Origin of the sequence: Novosphingobium sp. (genome assembly GCF_032093395.1) — a bacterium.
In the GTDB taxonomy this organism is placed as follows: Bacteria; Pseudomonadota; Alphaproteobacteria; order Sphingomonadales; family Sphingomonadaceae; genus Novosphingobium.
In genome coordinates this window covers 1-13,780 of record NZ_DAMDBA010000107.1, presented here as the reverse complement: position 1 = coordinate 13,780, position 13,780 = coordinate 1, and the positions used below count along the sequence as shown (strand labels likewise).

12 protein-coding genes are annotated in these 13,780 nt (G+C 66.0%); all 12 read left to right on the top strand.

Annotated features, from left to right (window positions below; all coding sequences use genetic code 11):
* On the top strand, positions 1-1,021 hold a 1,021-nt coding region (locus RT424_RS22270; RefSeq protein WP_313442703.1), incomplete at its 5' end, for a UDP-N-acetylmuramoyl-L-alanyl-D-glutamate--2,6-diaminopimelate ligase.
* Positions 1,022-1,025: 4 nt separating this feature from the next.
* A complete protein-coding gene (gene murF, locus RT424_RS22265; protein WP_313442701.1) occupies positions 1,026-2,573 on the top strand; it encodes a UDP-N-acetylmuramoyl-tripeptide--D-alanyl-D-alanine ligase in 1,548 nt (515 codons plus the stop codon).
* Between the two features lie 16 nt (positions 2,574-2,589).
* Entirely contained in the window at positions 2,590-3,660 is a 1,071-nt protein-coding gene (mraY, locus tag RT424_RS22260) for a phospho-N-acetylmuramoyl-pentapeptide-transferase (protein ID WP_313442699.1), read from the top strand.
* Positions 3,661-3,673: 13 nt separating this feature from the next.
* Positions 3,674-5,044, top strand: a complete 1,371-nt coding sequence (gene murD / locus RT424_RS22255; protein ID WP_313442697.1) for a UDP-N-acetylmuramoyl-L-alanine--D-glutamate ligase — start codon at positions 3,674-3,676, stop codon at positions 5,042-5,044.
* On the top strand, positions 5,044-6,243 hold the full coding sequence (locus tag RT424_RS22250) for a putative peptidoglycan glycosyltransferase FtsW (protein ID WP_313442695.1): 1,200 nt from the start codon (positions 5,044-5,046) through the stop codon (positions 6,241-6,243). Before murD ends, RT424_RS22250 begins: the two co-directional genes overlap by 1 nt.
* A complete protein-coding gene (murG, locus tag RT424_RS22245) occupies positions 6,240-7,451 on the top strand; it encodes an undecaprenyldiphospho-muramoylpentapeptide beta-N-acetylglucosaminyltransferase (RefSeq protein WP_313442693.1) in 1,212 nt (403 codons plus the stop codon). The genes RT424_RS22250 and murG overlap by 4 nt, the downstream gene beginning before the upstream one ends.
* Entirely contained in the window at positions 7,448-8,869 is a 1,422-nt protein-coding gene (murC, locus tag RT424_RS22240) for a UDP-N-acetylmuramate--L-alanine ligase (RefSeq protein WP_313442691.1), read from the top strand. The genes murG and murC overlap by 4 nt, the downstream gene beginning before the upstream one ends.
* On the top strand, positions 8,866-9,789 hold the full coding sequence (murB, locus tag RT424_RS22235; protein WP_313442689.1) for a UDP-N-acetylmuramate dehydrogenase: 924 nt from the start codon (positions 8,866-8,868) through the stop codon (positions 9,787-9,789). Before murC ends, murB begins: the two co-directional genes overlap by 4 nt.
* Positions 9,786-10,742, top strand: coding sequence for a D-alanine--D-alanine ligase (locus RT424_RS22230; RefSeq protein ID WP_313442687.1), 957 nt, complete (start codon positions 9,786-9,788; stop codon positions 10,740-10,742). Before murB ends, RT424_RS22230 begins: the two co-directional genes overlap by 4 nt.
* Positions 10,739-11,698 (top strand): cell division protein FtsQ/DivIB, encoded by a 960-nt coding sequence (locus RT424_RS22225; protein ID WP_313442685.1) that lies wholly within the window; start codon positions 10,739-10,741, stop codon positions 11,696-11,698. Before RT424_RS22230 ends, RT424_RS22225 begins: the two co-directional genes overlap by 4 nt.
* The gene (ftsA, locus tag RT424_RS22220) at positions 11,698-12,978 is read left to right on the top strand and encodes a cell division protein FtsA (RefSeq protein WP_313442683.1); all 1,281 of its coding nucleotides are present in this window, start codon (positions 11,698-11,700) and stop codon (positions 12,976-12,978) included. The genes RT424_RS22225 and ftsA overlap by 1 nt, the downstream gene beginning before the upstream one ends.
* Positions 12,979-13,147: 169 nt before the next feature.
* Positions 13,148-13,780 (top strand): cell division protein FtsZ (locus RT424_RS22215; RefSeq protein WP_313442680.1); only part of this gene is annotated, 633 nt, incomplete at its 3' end.

Sequence of the window (13,780 nt, the reverse complement as noted above, 5' to 3'; positions counted from 1 at the left end):
CACGCCGGATATCGTGACCTTCCTCGCCAATCTCACCGGCCTTGCCCGCGAGGGCGTGACCCATGTCGCCTACGAGGCTTCGAGCCACGGCCTGTCGCAGTTCCGCATCGAAGGGCCGCGCGTCTCGGCAGGCGCCTTCACCAACCTCTCGCGCGACCACCTCGATTACCATGCCGACATGGACGACTATTTCGCGGCGAAGATGCGCCTGTTCGACGAAGTCGTCGTCGAAGGCGGCACCGCCGTGATCTGGGCCGACGATCCCTGGTCCGAAAAAGCCATTGCCCATGCCGAACAGCGCGGGCTCAAGACGTTCACCGTGGGTGCCAAGGGCACCAGCATCCGCCTCTCGGGTCGCAAGCCGGGCGGACTCGGCCAGAAGCTGGAGCTCGAGCACGATGGGAAATCCTACGTGCTCGAGCTTCCGCTGATCGGGGCCTACCAGGCGGCCAATTCGCTGGTCGCGGCGGGGCTCGTCTTGGCCAGCGGCGGTGGCGCGCACCAGACGTTCGATGCGCTGAAGCGGCTCGTCACCGTGCGCGGGCGGCTTGAGCGCGCGGCGATTTCTTCGGTAGGCGCGCCGGTCTATGTCGACTATGCGCATACGCCCGATGCGTTGGAGGCGGCCATCGCGGCGCTTCGTCCGCATGTGGAAGGGCGCCTGATCGTCGTGTTCGGCGCGGGCGGTGACCGCGACCAGGGCAAGCGGCCGGAAATGGGCCGGGTGGCAAGCGAGGGCGCGGACGTGGCGATCGTCACCGACGACAACCCGCGCGGCGAAGACCCGGCGGAAATTCGCGCCATGATCCTTGCCGGAATGGGCAAGGAGGCGCGGGAAATCGGCGATAGGCGCGAGGCAATCGGCGCGGCGATCGCGGAGGCCGGACGCGGGGACATCGTCCTCATCGCCGGCAAGGGGCATGAACAGGGGCAGATCATCGGCAGCGGCGATGCAGTGCGCGTCCTGCCATTCGACGACGTCACCGTGGCCAGGGAAATGTCTGGTCCGCAGGGAAGGTAGTGCGATGAATGCTGTAGCCCGGATCCTCGAATGGCCCGTCGATGTGGCCGAGGAAAACCAGCTTGCCCCGTGGCCTCCCGCGCTCTGGGATTCCGCCACGCTCGCGCGGGTGATGAAGGGCGAGGCCAGCAGCGAGTTCGCGGTTTCCGGCGTCGAGATCGATAGCCGCGACGTTCAGCCGGGCGACCTGTTCTTCGCGCTCAAAGGCGAGACGATGGACGGCCATCGTTTCGTCGAGGGCGCTTTCGCCAAGGGCGCGGCGGCAGTCGTGGCAGACCGCCCGGTGGATGGCCCGCACATCCTCGTCACCGATACCACCGAAGCGCTGGAGCGACTGGGCGCGGCGGCGCGAGAGCGCGCGCGCGGCCCGATCATCGGCGTTACCGGCTCGGTGGGCAAGACCGGCGTGAAGGAAGCGATCTTCGACGCGCTCGACCGTGGCAGCCGGGGAGACGCGCACCGCTCGGTCAAGAGCTACAACAATCATGTCGGCGTGCCGCTCAGTCTCGCACGGATGCCCGCCCGCGCGCGTTTCGGCATCTTCGAGATGGGCATGAACCATGCGGGCGAGATCGCCGCGCTGACCCGGCAGGTGCGTCCGAACGTGGCCGTAATCACCACCATCGCGCCCGCCCACATCGAGATGCTTGGCTCGATGGAGGCCATTGCCGACGCCAAGGCCGAGATCTTCGAAGGTCTGGAAGCGGGCGGCACTGCGGTGATCCCGGCCGATAGTGCCTATTTCAACCGCCTGAAGGAGGCCGCGCTCGCCGCAGGTGCGCAAGTCGTCTCGTTCGGCAAGGCGCGTGACGCCGATGTGCGCCTGCTCGACGCGGTTCCGGCGATCGGCGGCGGCTCGCTGGTGACGATCGACATGGGCGACCGGCGGGTCTGCTACACCGTCGCCGCGCCCGGCGAACATCATGTGATCAATTCCCTTGCGGTTATGGCCGCGGTGCGCGGGGTGAAGGGAGACCTCGGCGCCGCAGGCGTGGCGCTCGCCGAAATGGGCGGGCTGCCGGGCCGGGGCGCGCGGCTTCAGATCGACGTTCCGGGTGGGGAGCCCGACGTTGACGGCCGCCGCCCCGCCCAAGGAAAAGCGCTGCTGATTGACGAAAGCTACAATGCCAATCCCGCCTCCATGCGCGCGACGCTGGAGCAGCTTGGCCGAACCCCGGCGCATCGCCGGATCGCGGTGCTCGGTGCCATGAAGGAATTGGGCAGCCACGGCCCCGATTATCACGCCGGACTGGCTGGTCCGATCCGCGAGGCGGGCGTCGATTTCGCCGTGCTGGTGGGCGAGGAGATGGCCCCGCTTGCGGAGGCCTTGGCGCAGGCCCTTGAAGAGGGCCGACATTCAGGCGAACTGGGGAAATCCGCTACTCTTCCGCTTGGCAAGACGGTGCCCTTCGCGCATTGCCTGAGCGTGCGGGAAGCTCTCGACGCACTGCGCGAATTCGGCCTCGAACGGGATGACGTCATCCTCGTGAAGGGCTCCAATTCGGTAGGCCTGGCTTCCCTGGTGAACGCGCTCGACAAACAGGAAGGGTAGGGGGCAACCCCGCAAGATGCTGTATCTCATCGCAGATTGGTTCCACTACGAGGGACTGTCCAACCTCTTCCGCTACCAGACGTTCCGTTCGGGCGCGGCGCTGATGACGGCGCTGGGCCTTGGCCTGTTGATCGGTCCGCGCTTCATCAACATGCTGCGCGTGCGCCAGGGCAAGGGCCAGCCGATCCGCGAGGACGGCCCGCAGAGCCACCTTGCCAAGCGCGGCACCCCCACGATGGGCGGCCTCATGATCCTGACGGCGCTGGTCAGTTCCATGATCCTGTTCATGGACGTGACCAACCCCTTCGTCTGGGCCTGCGTGGCCGTGACGGTGGGCTTCGGCATCATCGGCTTCCTGGACGATTACGACAAAGTCGCAAAGCGCAGCACCGCCGGGCTTTCCAGCAGGCTGCGCCTTGCGCTGGAATTCGTGGTGGCGGGCATCGCCTCGTACATCATCGTCAGCCAGCTCAATACCAACCTCTACGTGCCGTTCCTCTCAGGGCGTTACATCCCGCTAGGTCCGTTCTATTACGTCTTCGCGGCCTTCGTGATCGTGGGTGCGGGCAACGCGGTGAACCTCACCGATGGGCTGGACGGGCTGGCGACGATGCCGGTGATCATCGCCGCGGGCACTTTCGCTATCATCTGCTATCTGGCCGGCCGCGTAGACTATGCCAACTACCTCGGCATTCCGCATGTGCCGCGCGCGGGTGAACTGGCCGTGTTCTGCGCCGGGATCATCGGCGCCTGTCTGGCCTTCCTGTGGTTCAACGCGCCGCCCGCGGCCGTCTTCATGGGCGATACCGGCAGTCTTGCCCTAGGCGGTGCACTCGGTGCCATCGCGGTGGCCGCGCATCACGAGATCGTGCTGGCCATCGTCGGCGGCCTCTTCGTGCTGGAAGCGGCCTCGGTGATCATCCAGGTCTTCTGGTTCAAGCGCACCGGCCGCCGCGTGTTCCGCATGGCGCCGATCCACCACCACTTCGAGCAGAAGGGCTGGAAGGAATCGACTGTCGTGATCCGCTTCTGGATCATCTCGATCGTGCTGGCCGTCGTCGGCCTGTCCACGCTGAAGCTGCGATAAGGGGCGCCGGGCCTTGATCGTCTCCCCCGTCTTTGCCGGAAAACGCTACGCGGTGCTGGGGCTGGCCCGTTCCGGCCTCACTGCGGTCGAGACGCTGCTGGCCAGCGGCGCTCACGTCATGGTCTGGGATTCGCGGGAAGAGCCGCGTCAGGCCTTCTGCGCTCGCAGCGACAAGGAGAGCGTGGAGCTCGGCGATCCCGTCACCGCCGACCTGACGGGCTATGACGGCGTGGTCGTCTCGCCGGGGGTTCCGCTCAACAAGCACCCGATCGCCGAAGCCGCGCGCCGCCACGACGTGCCCGTGATCGGCGATATCGAGCTTTTCGCGCTCGCCCGTGAAAGCCTGCCCGCGCATCGCGTGGTCGGCATCACCGGCACCAACGGCAAGTCCACCACGACATCGCTGGTCTGCCATCTGCTGGAAAGCGCCGGGGTGCCTACCCGCGTCGGCGGCAATATCGGCGTGCCGGTGCTGGGCGAAGATCCGCTGCCGGAAGGCGGCGTCTATGTTCTGGAACTGTCGAGCTATCAGATCGATCTGACCCGCAGCCTCGACTGCGACGTGGCAGCGCTGCTCAATGTCACGCCCGATCACCTCGACCGGTACGACGGTTTCGAGGCCTATGCCCTGTCGAAGGCGCGCCTGTTTTCGATGCAGGACGCCGCACATCCCGCCGTGTTCGGCACCGGAGACCGCGAGACGGGCGACATCGCCGAAACCGAAGAACTGCGCCGCGCGCCCGGCGTCGTGCGCCGGGTGGATGGGCAGAATCTGGTATCGTTCCAGAAAGACTGGCCTTCGTTGCAGGGCCCGCACAATCTCCAGAATGCCGCCGTGGCCGTGGCCATCGTCGAAGCTCTGGGCATTCCCGCTGCGCAATGGCAGCCCGCGCTGCGCACCTTCAGCGGCTTGCCGCACCGCATGGAGCGCGTGGCCGAAGCGAACGGCGTGCTCTACATCAACGACAGCAAGGCGACGAACCCGGCCTCCACCGCGCCTGCCCTGGCCGCGTTTCCGCCCGATCCCGAGCCGCGCATCCACTGGATTCTCGGCGGTCTTCCCAAGGGTGACAATCTGGACGAATGCGTCCCGTTCTTCGGCAATGTGGCCGCCGCCTACACGATCGGCGATGCCGGCGCGCGCTTCGCCGAAATCCTCGCGCCTTATACCGAAGTGAACCGCAGCGAGATGATGGCCGAAGCCATTCGCGAGGCGATGGCCCGCGCCAAGCCTGGCGACGTCATCATGCTCTCGCCTGCCTGCGCCAGCTTCGACCAGTTCCGCGATTATGAAGCGCGCGGCCTGGCCTTCCGCCAGATCGTCGAGGCGCTGCTTGAACTACAGGACGGGCATGGCGCACCCGAAGACGGGGTGAAGCACTGATGGCCACTGCCGCGCCCGGAGCCCAGACTGCCAACGTCCGCTACAACCGCAACCGTCGCGGCCAGCTGGCGATCTGGTGGCAGGAGATCGACCGCCCCGTGCTGGCGATCGTCCTGATCCTCATGGGAATAGGGGCCGTGGCCGTCGCCGCCGGCTCGCCCGCAAGCGCCCGTCGCCTTTCCACCGCCCACGAGAAGCTTTCGCAGCTGCATTTCTTCTGGCTGCACTTGCGTTGGCAGTTCGTGGGCCTTTGCGCGATGTTCTGGGCGTCCAGCCTTTCGAAGGACAGCGCGCGCCGCGTGGGCATCCTGATCGCCGGGCTCATGCTGGTGGGGCTGGTGCTGGTGCCGGTGATCGGTTCGGAGGTAAACGGCGCGCGGCGCTGGCTGAAGCTGGGTATCTCCATCCAGCCGTCCCAGTTTCTGGGTTCCGGCTTCCCGATCCTGCTTGCCTGGATTCTCTCGTGGCGCGCGCGCGACCCGCACATCCCGGTGGTGGCGATCTGCTTCTGCCTGATGGGCCTGCTCGGCGCCCTGCTGATGGCGCAGCCGGACTTCGGCTCGACGATGCTGTTTTCCGGCACGTTCTTCGTGATGATCCTGCTGGCAGGCATTCCCCTGAAGCGCATCGGCATGTTCGCGGGGCTGGGCGTTGCGGGCATCGTCCTGATGTATTTCACATACGATAACGGCCGAAATCGCATCGACTCGTTCCTCTCGGGCGGCAATGCCTTCGACCAGGTGGACCTCGCCCAGCGGACCCTGTTGAACGGCGGATGGTTCGGGCAGGGGTTCTGGATGGGTGGCCGCAAGATGGCGCTGCCCGAGGCGCATACGGACTACATCTTCTCCGTGATCGGCGAAGAATTCGGCCTGATCGCCTGCATGATCATCGTCATGATCTACCTCGCCCTGCTGACGCGGGTCATGCTGCGCCTGGTGGAGGAGGAAGACCTCTTTACCGTGCTCGCCGCGTCCGGCATCGCTTCGCAGTTCGGCGGGCAGGCGTTCATCAACATCTTGGTCAACCTCCAGCTCTTCCCGTCCAAGGGCATGACACTGCCGTTGATCAGCTACGGCGGTTCCTCCACGGTCGCCATGTGCATGACCGTGGGCCTGCTGCTGGCGATCACGCGCCGCAATCCGTTCATCAAGCGCGAGAAGTTCTCGCTTCGCGCCGTTGGAGACTTTTCTTCATGAGTTCGGCCGTAAAAGGCTTGGTAAGCCGTCATTACGTTCTCGCTGCGGGCGGGACGGGCGGGCACCTCATTCCCGCCTTCGCGCTTGCCGCCGAACTGGACCGGCGTGGCCATCACGTGGCTCTCATCACCGATGAGCGCGGCGCGGCGATCCCCGGCAAGCCCGACTATCTGCCCGCGCATGTCCTGCCGCAGGGCCGCATCGCAGGAAAGAACCCGCTGAATTGGCTCAAGGGCCTGAAGGGCATCCTGTCCGGTCGCGCCATGGCGCTGCGCCTGTTCGAAAGCTTCGAGCCGACGGCCGTGGTCGGTTTCGGCGGCTATCCCGCGCTGCCCACGATGCTGGCGGCGAACTCCGCAAAAATCCCGGCGATCCTGCACGAGCAGAACTCGGTTCTCGGCCGGGTGAACCGCTATTTCGCGGGCAAGGTAAACGCCATCGCCACCGCGTTCGCGGACGTCGACCGGCTCGATCCCAAGTTTGCGGACAAAGTCACGCTGGTCGGCAATCCGGTGCGGGACGAAGTCCTCGCGCTGCGGGACGCGCCGTTCCCTGAGTTTACCGACGACAGCCTGCTGCGCATCCTCGTCACTGGTGGCAGCCAGGGCGCGCGCGTGCTGTCCGAAGTCGTGCCCGACGGCCTTGCCATGCTGCCCCCGGCGCTGCGCTCGCGGCTCCAGGTGATCCAGCAGTGCCGCCCCGAGGATATCGAGGCGGTGCGCGCCCGCTATGCCGGGCACGGTATCCCGGCCGAACTCGCGACCTATTTCGAGGACATGGCCGAGCGTCTTGCCGGTGCGCATCTCTTCATCGGCCGCTCCGGGGCCTCTACCATCGCGGAACTTACGGCAGTGGGTCGTCCCGCGATCCTGGTCCCGCTGCCGATCGCCACCGACGACCACCAGGCCGCCAACACGCGCGAGATCGTCGCTGCGGGCGGCGCCCGTGCGATCCGTCAGGAAAGCTTCACCGCGACCACGCTCGCGAAACAGATACAGGCCATGGCCCAGCATCCCGAAACCCTTGCCAATGCCGCCCACGCCTCGTGGAACTGCGGTTATCCCAATGCCGCCAGCGATCTCGCAGATCTCGTGGAAAGCTTCGGCGCCGCGCCGATCATGGACGTGATCCGCATGGAGAAGGCCATGCCCGCCAAGGGCGGCGAGGCGCTCGCCAAGAGCAAGCTCGCGAAGGAGTCCGCGCAGTGAGGGGCGTCGGCACCGACATCGGCACGATCCACTTCGTCGGCATCGGCGGCATCGGCATGTCCGGCATCGCCGAAGTGATGCACAACCTCGGCTATTCGGTGCAGGGCTCCGACATTGCCGAAGGTTACGTGGTCGAGGGCCTGCGCGGGCGCGGGATCAAGGTCATGATCGGCCAGTCGGCGGAAAACGTCGAAGGCGTGGCCGTGGTCGTCACCTCGACCGCCGTGAAGCGCGACAACCCCGAAGTCGTCTACGCGCTGGAAAATCGCATTCCCGTGGTGCGCCGCGCCGAGATGCTGGCCGAGCTGATGCGCCTCAAGAACACCGTGGCCGTGGCCGGCACCCACGGCAAGACCACCACGACCTCGATGGTCGCGGCGCTGCTCGATGCGGGCGGGGTCGATCCCACCGTCATCAACGGCGGCATCATCAATTCCTACGGTTCGAACGCGCGCCTCGGCGCCTCGGACTGGATGGTGGTGGAAGCCGACGAGAGCGACGGCTCGTTCCTGCGCCTCGACGGTACCATCGCCGTCGTCACCAATATCGATCCCGAACACCTCGACCACTACGGCTCGTTCGACAAGGTGAAGGACGCCTTCGTCGAATTCATCGAAAACGTGCCCTTCTACGGCGCGGCGATGCTCTGCATCGACCATCCCGAAGTGCAGGCAGTGATCCCCAAGGTGCGCGACCGCCGCGTGGTGACCTATGGCTTCTCGGCCCAGGCCGACATTCGCGGCGAGAACGTCACCCCGATCCCCGGCGGCAATCGTTTCGACGTGGCCCTGCGCCAGCGCGACGGCTCGTTCCGCCGGATCGAAGGCATCGAACTGCCCATGCCGGGCCGTCACAACGTCCAGAACGCGCTCGCCGCCGTGGGCGTCGCGGTGGAAATGGGCTGTTCGGACGACTGCATCCAGACCGGCTTCTCGAAGTTCGGCGGCGTGAAGCGCCGGTTCACCAAAGTCGGTGAAGTCGAAGTCGAGGACGGCGTCGTGACAGTGATCGACGACTACGGCCACCACCCGGTCGAAATCCGCGCCGTGCTCGCCGCCGCGCGCGAAGGCGTGCGCAATCGCGTCATCGCCGTGGTCCAGCCCCATCGCTTCACGCGCCTGCGCGATCACATGGAAGACTTCGAAGGCGCCTTCAACGATGCCGACGTGGTCTATGCCGCCCCGGTCTACGCAGCGGGCGAGCAGCCGATCGAAGGCATCGATTCCGAGCACATGGTCTCGGGCATGAAGGCGCGTGGCCACCGCTCGGCGCAAGTCGTGGCCGGGCCGGACGCACTGGCTGACGTGTTGGCGACCTCGATCCAGCCGGGCGACATGGTGGTCTGCCTCGGCGCGGGCGACATCACCAAGTGGGCAGCGGGGCTGGCCGACGCGATCGTCAAGCGGAGGGCTGCTTGAGCGAAACCGCGCATCTTCCGCAGGTCTCCGGCAAGCTGAAGGCCGATGCGCCGCTGGCGCCGCTCGTCTGGTTCAAGTCGGGCGGGGCGGCCGAGTGGCTGTTCGAGCCGAAGGACCTGGCGGACCTGCAAGGCTTCCTGCGCGATCTCGATCCCTCGGTTCCGGTCATGGCGCTCGGCCTCGGCTCGAACATGATCGTGCGCGACGGCGGCGTTCCGGGCGTGGTGATCCGCTTGGGCAAGGCTTTCGCGAAAGTCACCCGCGCCGATGACGTCACGCTGGAATGCGGCGGCGGGGCCAGCGGCATTCTCGTCTCCTCGACTGCGCGCGACAACGGCATTGCCGGGGTCGAATTCCTGCGCTCGATCCCCGGCACCGTCGGCGGTTTCGTGCGCATGAACGGCGGCGCCTATGGCGGCGAGGTCAAGGATATCCTGATCGACTGCGACGTGGTGCTGCGCGACGGATCGCTGGTGACGCTGGGTAATGCCGATCTTGGCTATACCTATCGCCATTCGCAGCTGCCGGAAGGCGCCGTGGTCGTCGCCGCACGCTTCAAGGGGCGCGCCGGGGAACCGGAGGCGATCCAGGCCGAGATGGACCGCATTTCCGCCAGCCGCGAGGCCAGCCAGCCGCTGCGCAGCAAGACCGGCGGCTCGACCTTCAAGAATCCCGAGGGCCACAAGGCCTGGCAACTCGTGGATGAAGCCGGTTGCCGCGGCCTGACGCTGGGCGGCGCGCAAGTGAGCGAAAAGCACACCAACTTCCTGCTCAACGTCGCCGACGCGACCAGCAGCGATATCGAGGCTCTGGGCGAGGAAGTGCGCCGCCGGGTCAAGGAAAAGTCGGGCGTCACGCTCGAATGGGAAATCCAGCGGGTGGGCAAGCCTGCTGACAGCAAGAGTGAGTCAAACAAGTGAGCCTTCCCAAACTCCACGTCGCGGTCCTGATGGGCGGTTGGTCGAGCGAACGGCCGGTCTCGCTGATGAGCGGCGAAGGCGTGGCCAAGGCGCTCGAGTCCAAGGGCCACAAGGTCACCCGCATCGACATAGACCGCGATGTCGCGCTGCGTCTGTCGGAGGCGAAGCCTGACGTCGTGTTCAACGCGCTCCACGGCGCGCCGGGCGAGGACGGAACGGTGCAGGGCATGATGGACCTGATGGGCCTCACGTACACCCATTCGGGCCTCGCCACTTCGGTGATCGCCATCGACAAGGAACTGACCAAGCAGGCGCTGGTCCCGCACGGCATTCCCATGCCCGGCGGCCGCATCGTCGAAAGCGCCACGATCCACGAGCGCGATCCGCTGCCGCGTCCCTATGTGCTGAAGCCCGTCAACGAGGGATCGTCGGTCGGCGTCGCCATCGTCACCGACGAAGGCAACTACGGCAATCCCATTGCGGCCGATGCCAAGGGCCCGTGGCAGGAATTCGACCGCCTGCTGGCCGAGCCCTTCATTCGCGGGCGCGAACTCACCACTGCCGTGATCGGAGACCGTGCGCTCCTGGTCACCGAACTCAAGCCGAAGTCCGGCTTCTACGACTTCGACGCCAAGTACACCGACGGCATGACCGAACACGTCTGCCCGGCCGACATCCCCGACGAGATTGCGGCGGCCTGCAAGGATCTGGCCCTGCGCTCCCACCAGTTGCTGGGCTGCAAGGGCACCAGCCGCGCCGACTTCCGCTGGGATGACACGCAGGGCATCGAAGGCCTGTTCCTGCTGGAGGTCAACACCCAGCCGGGCATGACCCCGCTCAGCCTCGTGCCCGAACAGGCGCGCGCCTGCGGCATGGAGTACCCCGATCTCGTGGAAGCTATAATTGCGGAAGCGCTGGCCGACGCTGGAAAGGTCGCCAAGGGGGGCAAATGAGCCAGACGATCCGGCGCAAGCCGAAGACAGCGCGAAAGGCCGCGGCGGCCCAGAACACCAAGGCGAAGGTGCGCCAGGCCAAGGCGACCAGCGGCACCGCCGTCGATACGGTGATGAGCTGGCTGCCCTTTACCGAGGAGCAGCTTCACAAGATATTTCTCGTCGCCATCCTCGGCGGCGCGGGGTTGCTCGTCTGGGTCGTGGCCAATGCGGCGGGCGTGCCGATGCTGGCGGGCAAGCAGTTCGCGCAAGTTGCCGCCGATGCCGGGTTCGAGGTCAAGCGCGTCGAAGTGCGCGGGGTGAAGAACCTCAACGAGCTGAAAGTCTACGAAAAAGCCCTGGCAGAGCGCGACCGGGCGATGACCCAGGTCGATCTCGACGGTCTGCGTGGCGAACTGATGGGGCTGTCGTGGGTCAAGGACGCACGCGTCTCGCGGCAGCTTCCCGACACTCTGGTGATCGACATCGTCGAGCGCGAGCCGCATGCCGTTCTGCGCAAGGCCGACCGCTTCGTGCTGATCGACGAAACCGGGCAGGAACTGGAAGCGATCGCCCGCAAGGATGCCAAGGGCAAGCTGATCGTTTCCGGTCCGGGGGCGGGCCAGCAGGTGACGCAGCTTGGCCACTTGCTGGAAGCCGCGCCGGCGCTTCAGCCGAAAGTGCAGGAAGCCGAATGGATCGGCAACCGTCGCTGGAATCTGACGTTCCAGACCGGACAGGTTCTTGCGCTGCCCGAAGGCGATACGGAATCGGCCGGCGCGCTGGTCACGTTCGCGCGGCTGGACGGCACCAATCGGCTGATCGGCGGGAAGGCGACCGCGATCGACATGCGGGCGAAGGACCGGATCTACTTGCGGGTGCCGGACGGCGAAGGACAGGAATTGGCGATGAAGGCGGGGGCAGTGCCGCATACCGGTGTCGAAGCGAGCGCGACCGTCGCGGCGGAGGAGCAGTAATGGCGCCGCCACGCATCACCCGCGTTTTCGGCGCGGTAAACATCGGATCGTTCCGCATCTCCGCGATCGTCGCGGGCATGTCGGAGATGGGCGACATGATCGTGCTCGGCTCCGGCCATCGCGCCAGCCAGGGCATCAAGCGCGGCTACGTGACCGACATGGCAGCGGCCACTTACGCCGTGCGCGATGCGATCGACCGGGCCGAGAAGATGGCCGATACCAGCGTGTCCAAGGTCTGGATCGGATGTTCGGGGGCAGGGCTCGCCAGCCGTATCGACCAGTTCGATGCGGAGATCGGCGGGCGCCGCATCGAACAGGAGGACATCGACCAGCTGCTGATCTCGGCGCGGGAAGTGATCCAGCCGGACGGCCGCATGGTGCTGCACGCGCAGCCCGCGCAATATCGCCTGGACGGCGCCCATGGCGTAGGCAACCCGACCGGGCTCCATGCCGAGCGGCTCGGCGTCGATATCCACATCGTGCTGGCTGATGGCGCGCCGATCCGCAACCTGACCGAAGCCGTGCAATGCGCGCATCTCGAGGTCGAGGCCGTGGTCGGTTCTCCCATTGCGGCGGGGCAGGCCTGTCTTTCGCCCGAGGAGCGCGACCTGGGCGTCGCGCTTGTCGAATTCGGCGCGGAAGTCACGAATGTCGCGGTCTATTCGCATGGGCTGCTGATCGACATGATCTCGATTCCGATGGGTTCGGCCGACATTACCGACGCGGTCGCTTCGGCTTTCGGCATCCGGCGCTTCCAGGCCGAACGCCTCAAGTGCGTGAACGGCTCGGCCATCGCCAGTCCGCACGATCACCGCGAAATGATCCCCGTCAATGCGCCGGGCGAGGAAGGCACTGGTCCGATCGCACGCCATGCCGATGACAAGAACCGCATTCCCCGTGCCGAGTTGATCGGCGTGATCACCGGCCAGCTCGGCATCCTGATGGAAGAAATCAACAAGGCGCTCAAGCTGATGCGCTTCAATGCCCAGCGCGGCAAGCAGGTGGTCTTTACCGGAGGCGGCGCGGAACTGGTGGGCCTGGCGGACTATGCGCAGGCCGCGCTTGGCAAGCCGGTGCGCATCGGCCGGGTGCCGCATCTCTCGGGGCTTGCCGAAGCCCACGTGAAACCGGGCTTTTCCACGCTGGCAGGCCTGGTCCTCTACGCGGCGGCAGACCCCATCGACATTCGCACGTTCGGCAAGAACCGCCAAGGTACAGTCAGTTACAGCGGGTTGGGCGTGGTCAACCGCGTCTATAGAGCGCTGAGGGAATACTTTTGATCACTTTGCCCAGTCGTGCAATTCCTGCGACGCGAACGCCGCGATTGGCTGGAATTGGCGGTTTCGCCTGTGGACAACAAGCCCATGCGCTTTGCCTTGACGGAGGCAGCCGTGCAATCAGGCTAGTCAAGGTAAATTTCTTCGCGCACGTGCCTGCCAGGAGATCGAAATGAGCATCAACATCGGACCGCCGGCGATCGAAGAGCTTCGTCCGCGCATTGTCGTCATCGGCGTAGGTGGCGCAGGCGGCAACGCTATCGCCAACATGATCCAGGCCCAGATAGAGGGCGTGGACTTCGTCGTCGCCAATACCGACGCGCAGGCGCTCAACAACGCGATCGCCGAAACCCGCATCCAGCTCGGCCCCGAAATCACGCAGGGTCTTGGTGCCGGTGCGCGTCCGGAAGTGGGCCGTGCCGCGGCGGAAGAGACGATCGAGGAGATCGAACGCCTGCTCGACGGCGTCCACATGGTCTTCATCGCCGCCGGCATGGGCGGCGGCACCGGCACGGGCGCGGCACCGATCATCGCACAGGCCGCGCGCGCCAAGGGCGTGCTGACGGTGGGCGTGGTTTCCAAGCCCTTCATGTTCGAAGGTACGCGCCGCATGCGTTCGGCGGATTCGGGCATCGAGGAACTGCAGAAGCACGTCGATACCCTGATCGTCATTCCGAACCAGAACCTGTTCCTGGTCGCCAAGGCGGAAACCACTTTCAAGGAAGCCTTCCAGCTTGCCGACGAAGTGCTTCAGCAGGGCGTGCGCTCGATCACCGACCTGATGATCATGCCGGGCCTCATCAAC

Bases quoted from the DNA above. Each gene is read 5' to 3' on its own strand.
- RT424_RS22225 (WP_313442685.1), top strand. From the start codon at position 10,739: ATGAGCCAGACGATCCGGCGCAAGCCGAAGACAGCGCGAAAGGCCGCG.
- murG (WP_313442693.1), top strand. From the start codon at position 6,240: ATGAGTTCGGCCGTAAAAGGCTTGGTAAGCCGTCATTACGTTCTCGCT.
- murF (WP_313442701.1), top strand. From the start codon at position 1,026: ATGAATGCTGTAGCCCGGATCCTCGAATGGCCCGTCGATGTGGCCGAG.
- mraY (WP_313442699.1), top strand. From the start codon at position 2,590: ATGCTGTATCTCATCGCAGATTGGTTCCACTACGAGGGACTGTCCAAC.
- RT424_RS22250 (WP_313442695.1), top strand. From the start codon at position 5,044: ATGGCCACTGCCGCGCCCGGAGCCCAGACTGCCAACGTCCGCTACAAC.
- ftsA (WP_313442683.1), top strand. From the start codon at position 11,698: ATGGCGCCGCCACGCATCACCCGCGTTTTCGGCGCGGTAAACATCGGA.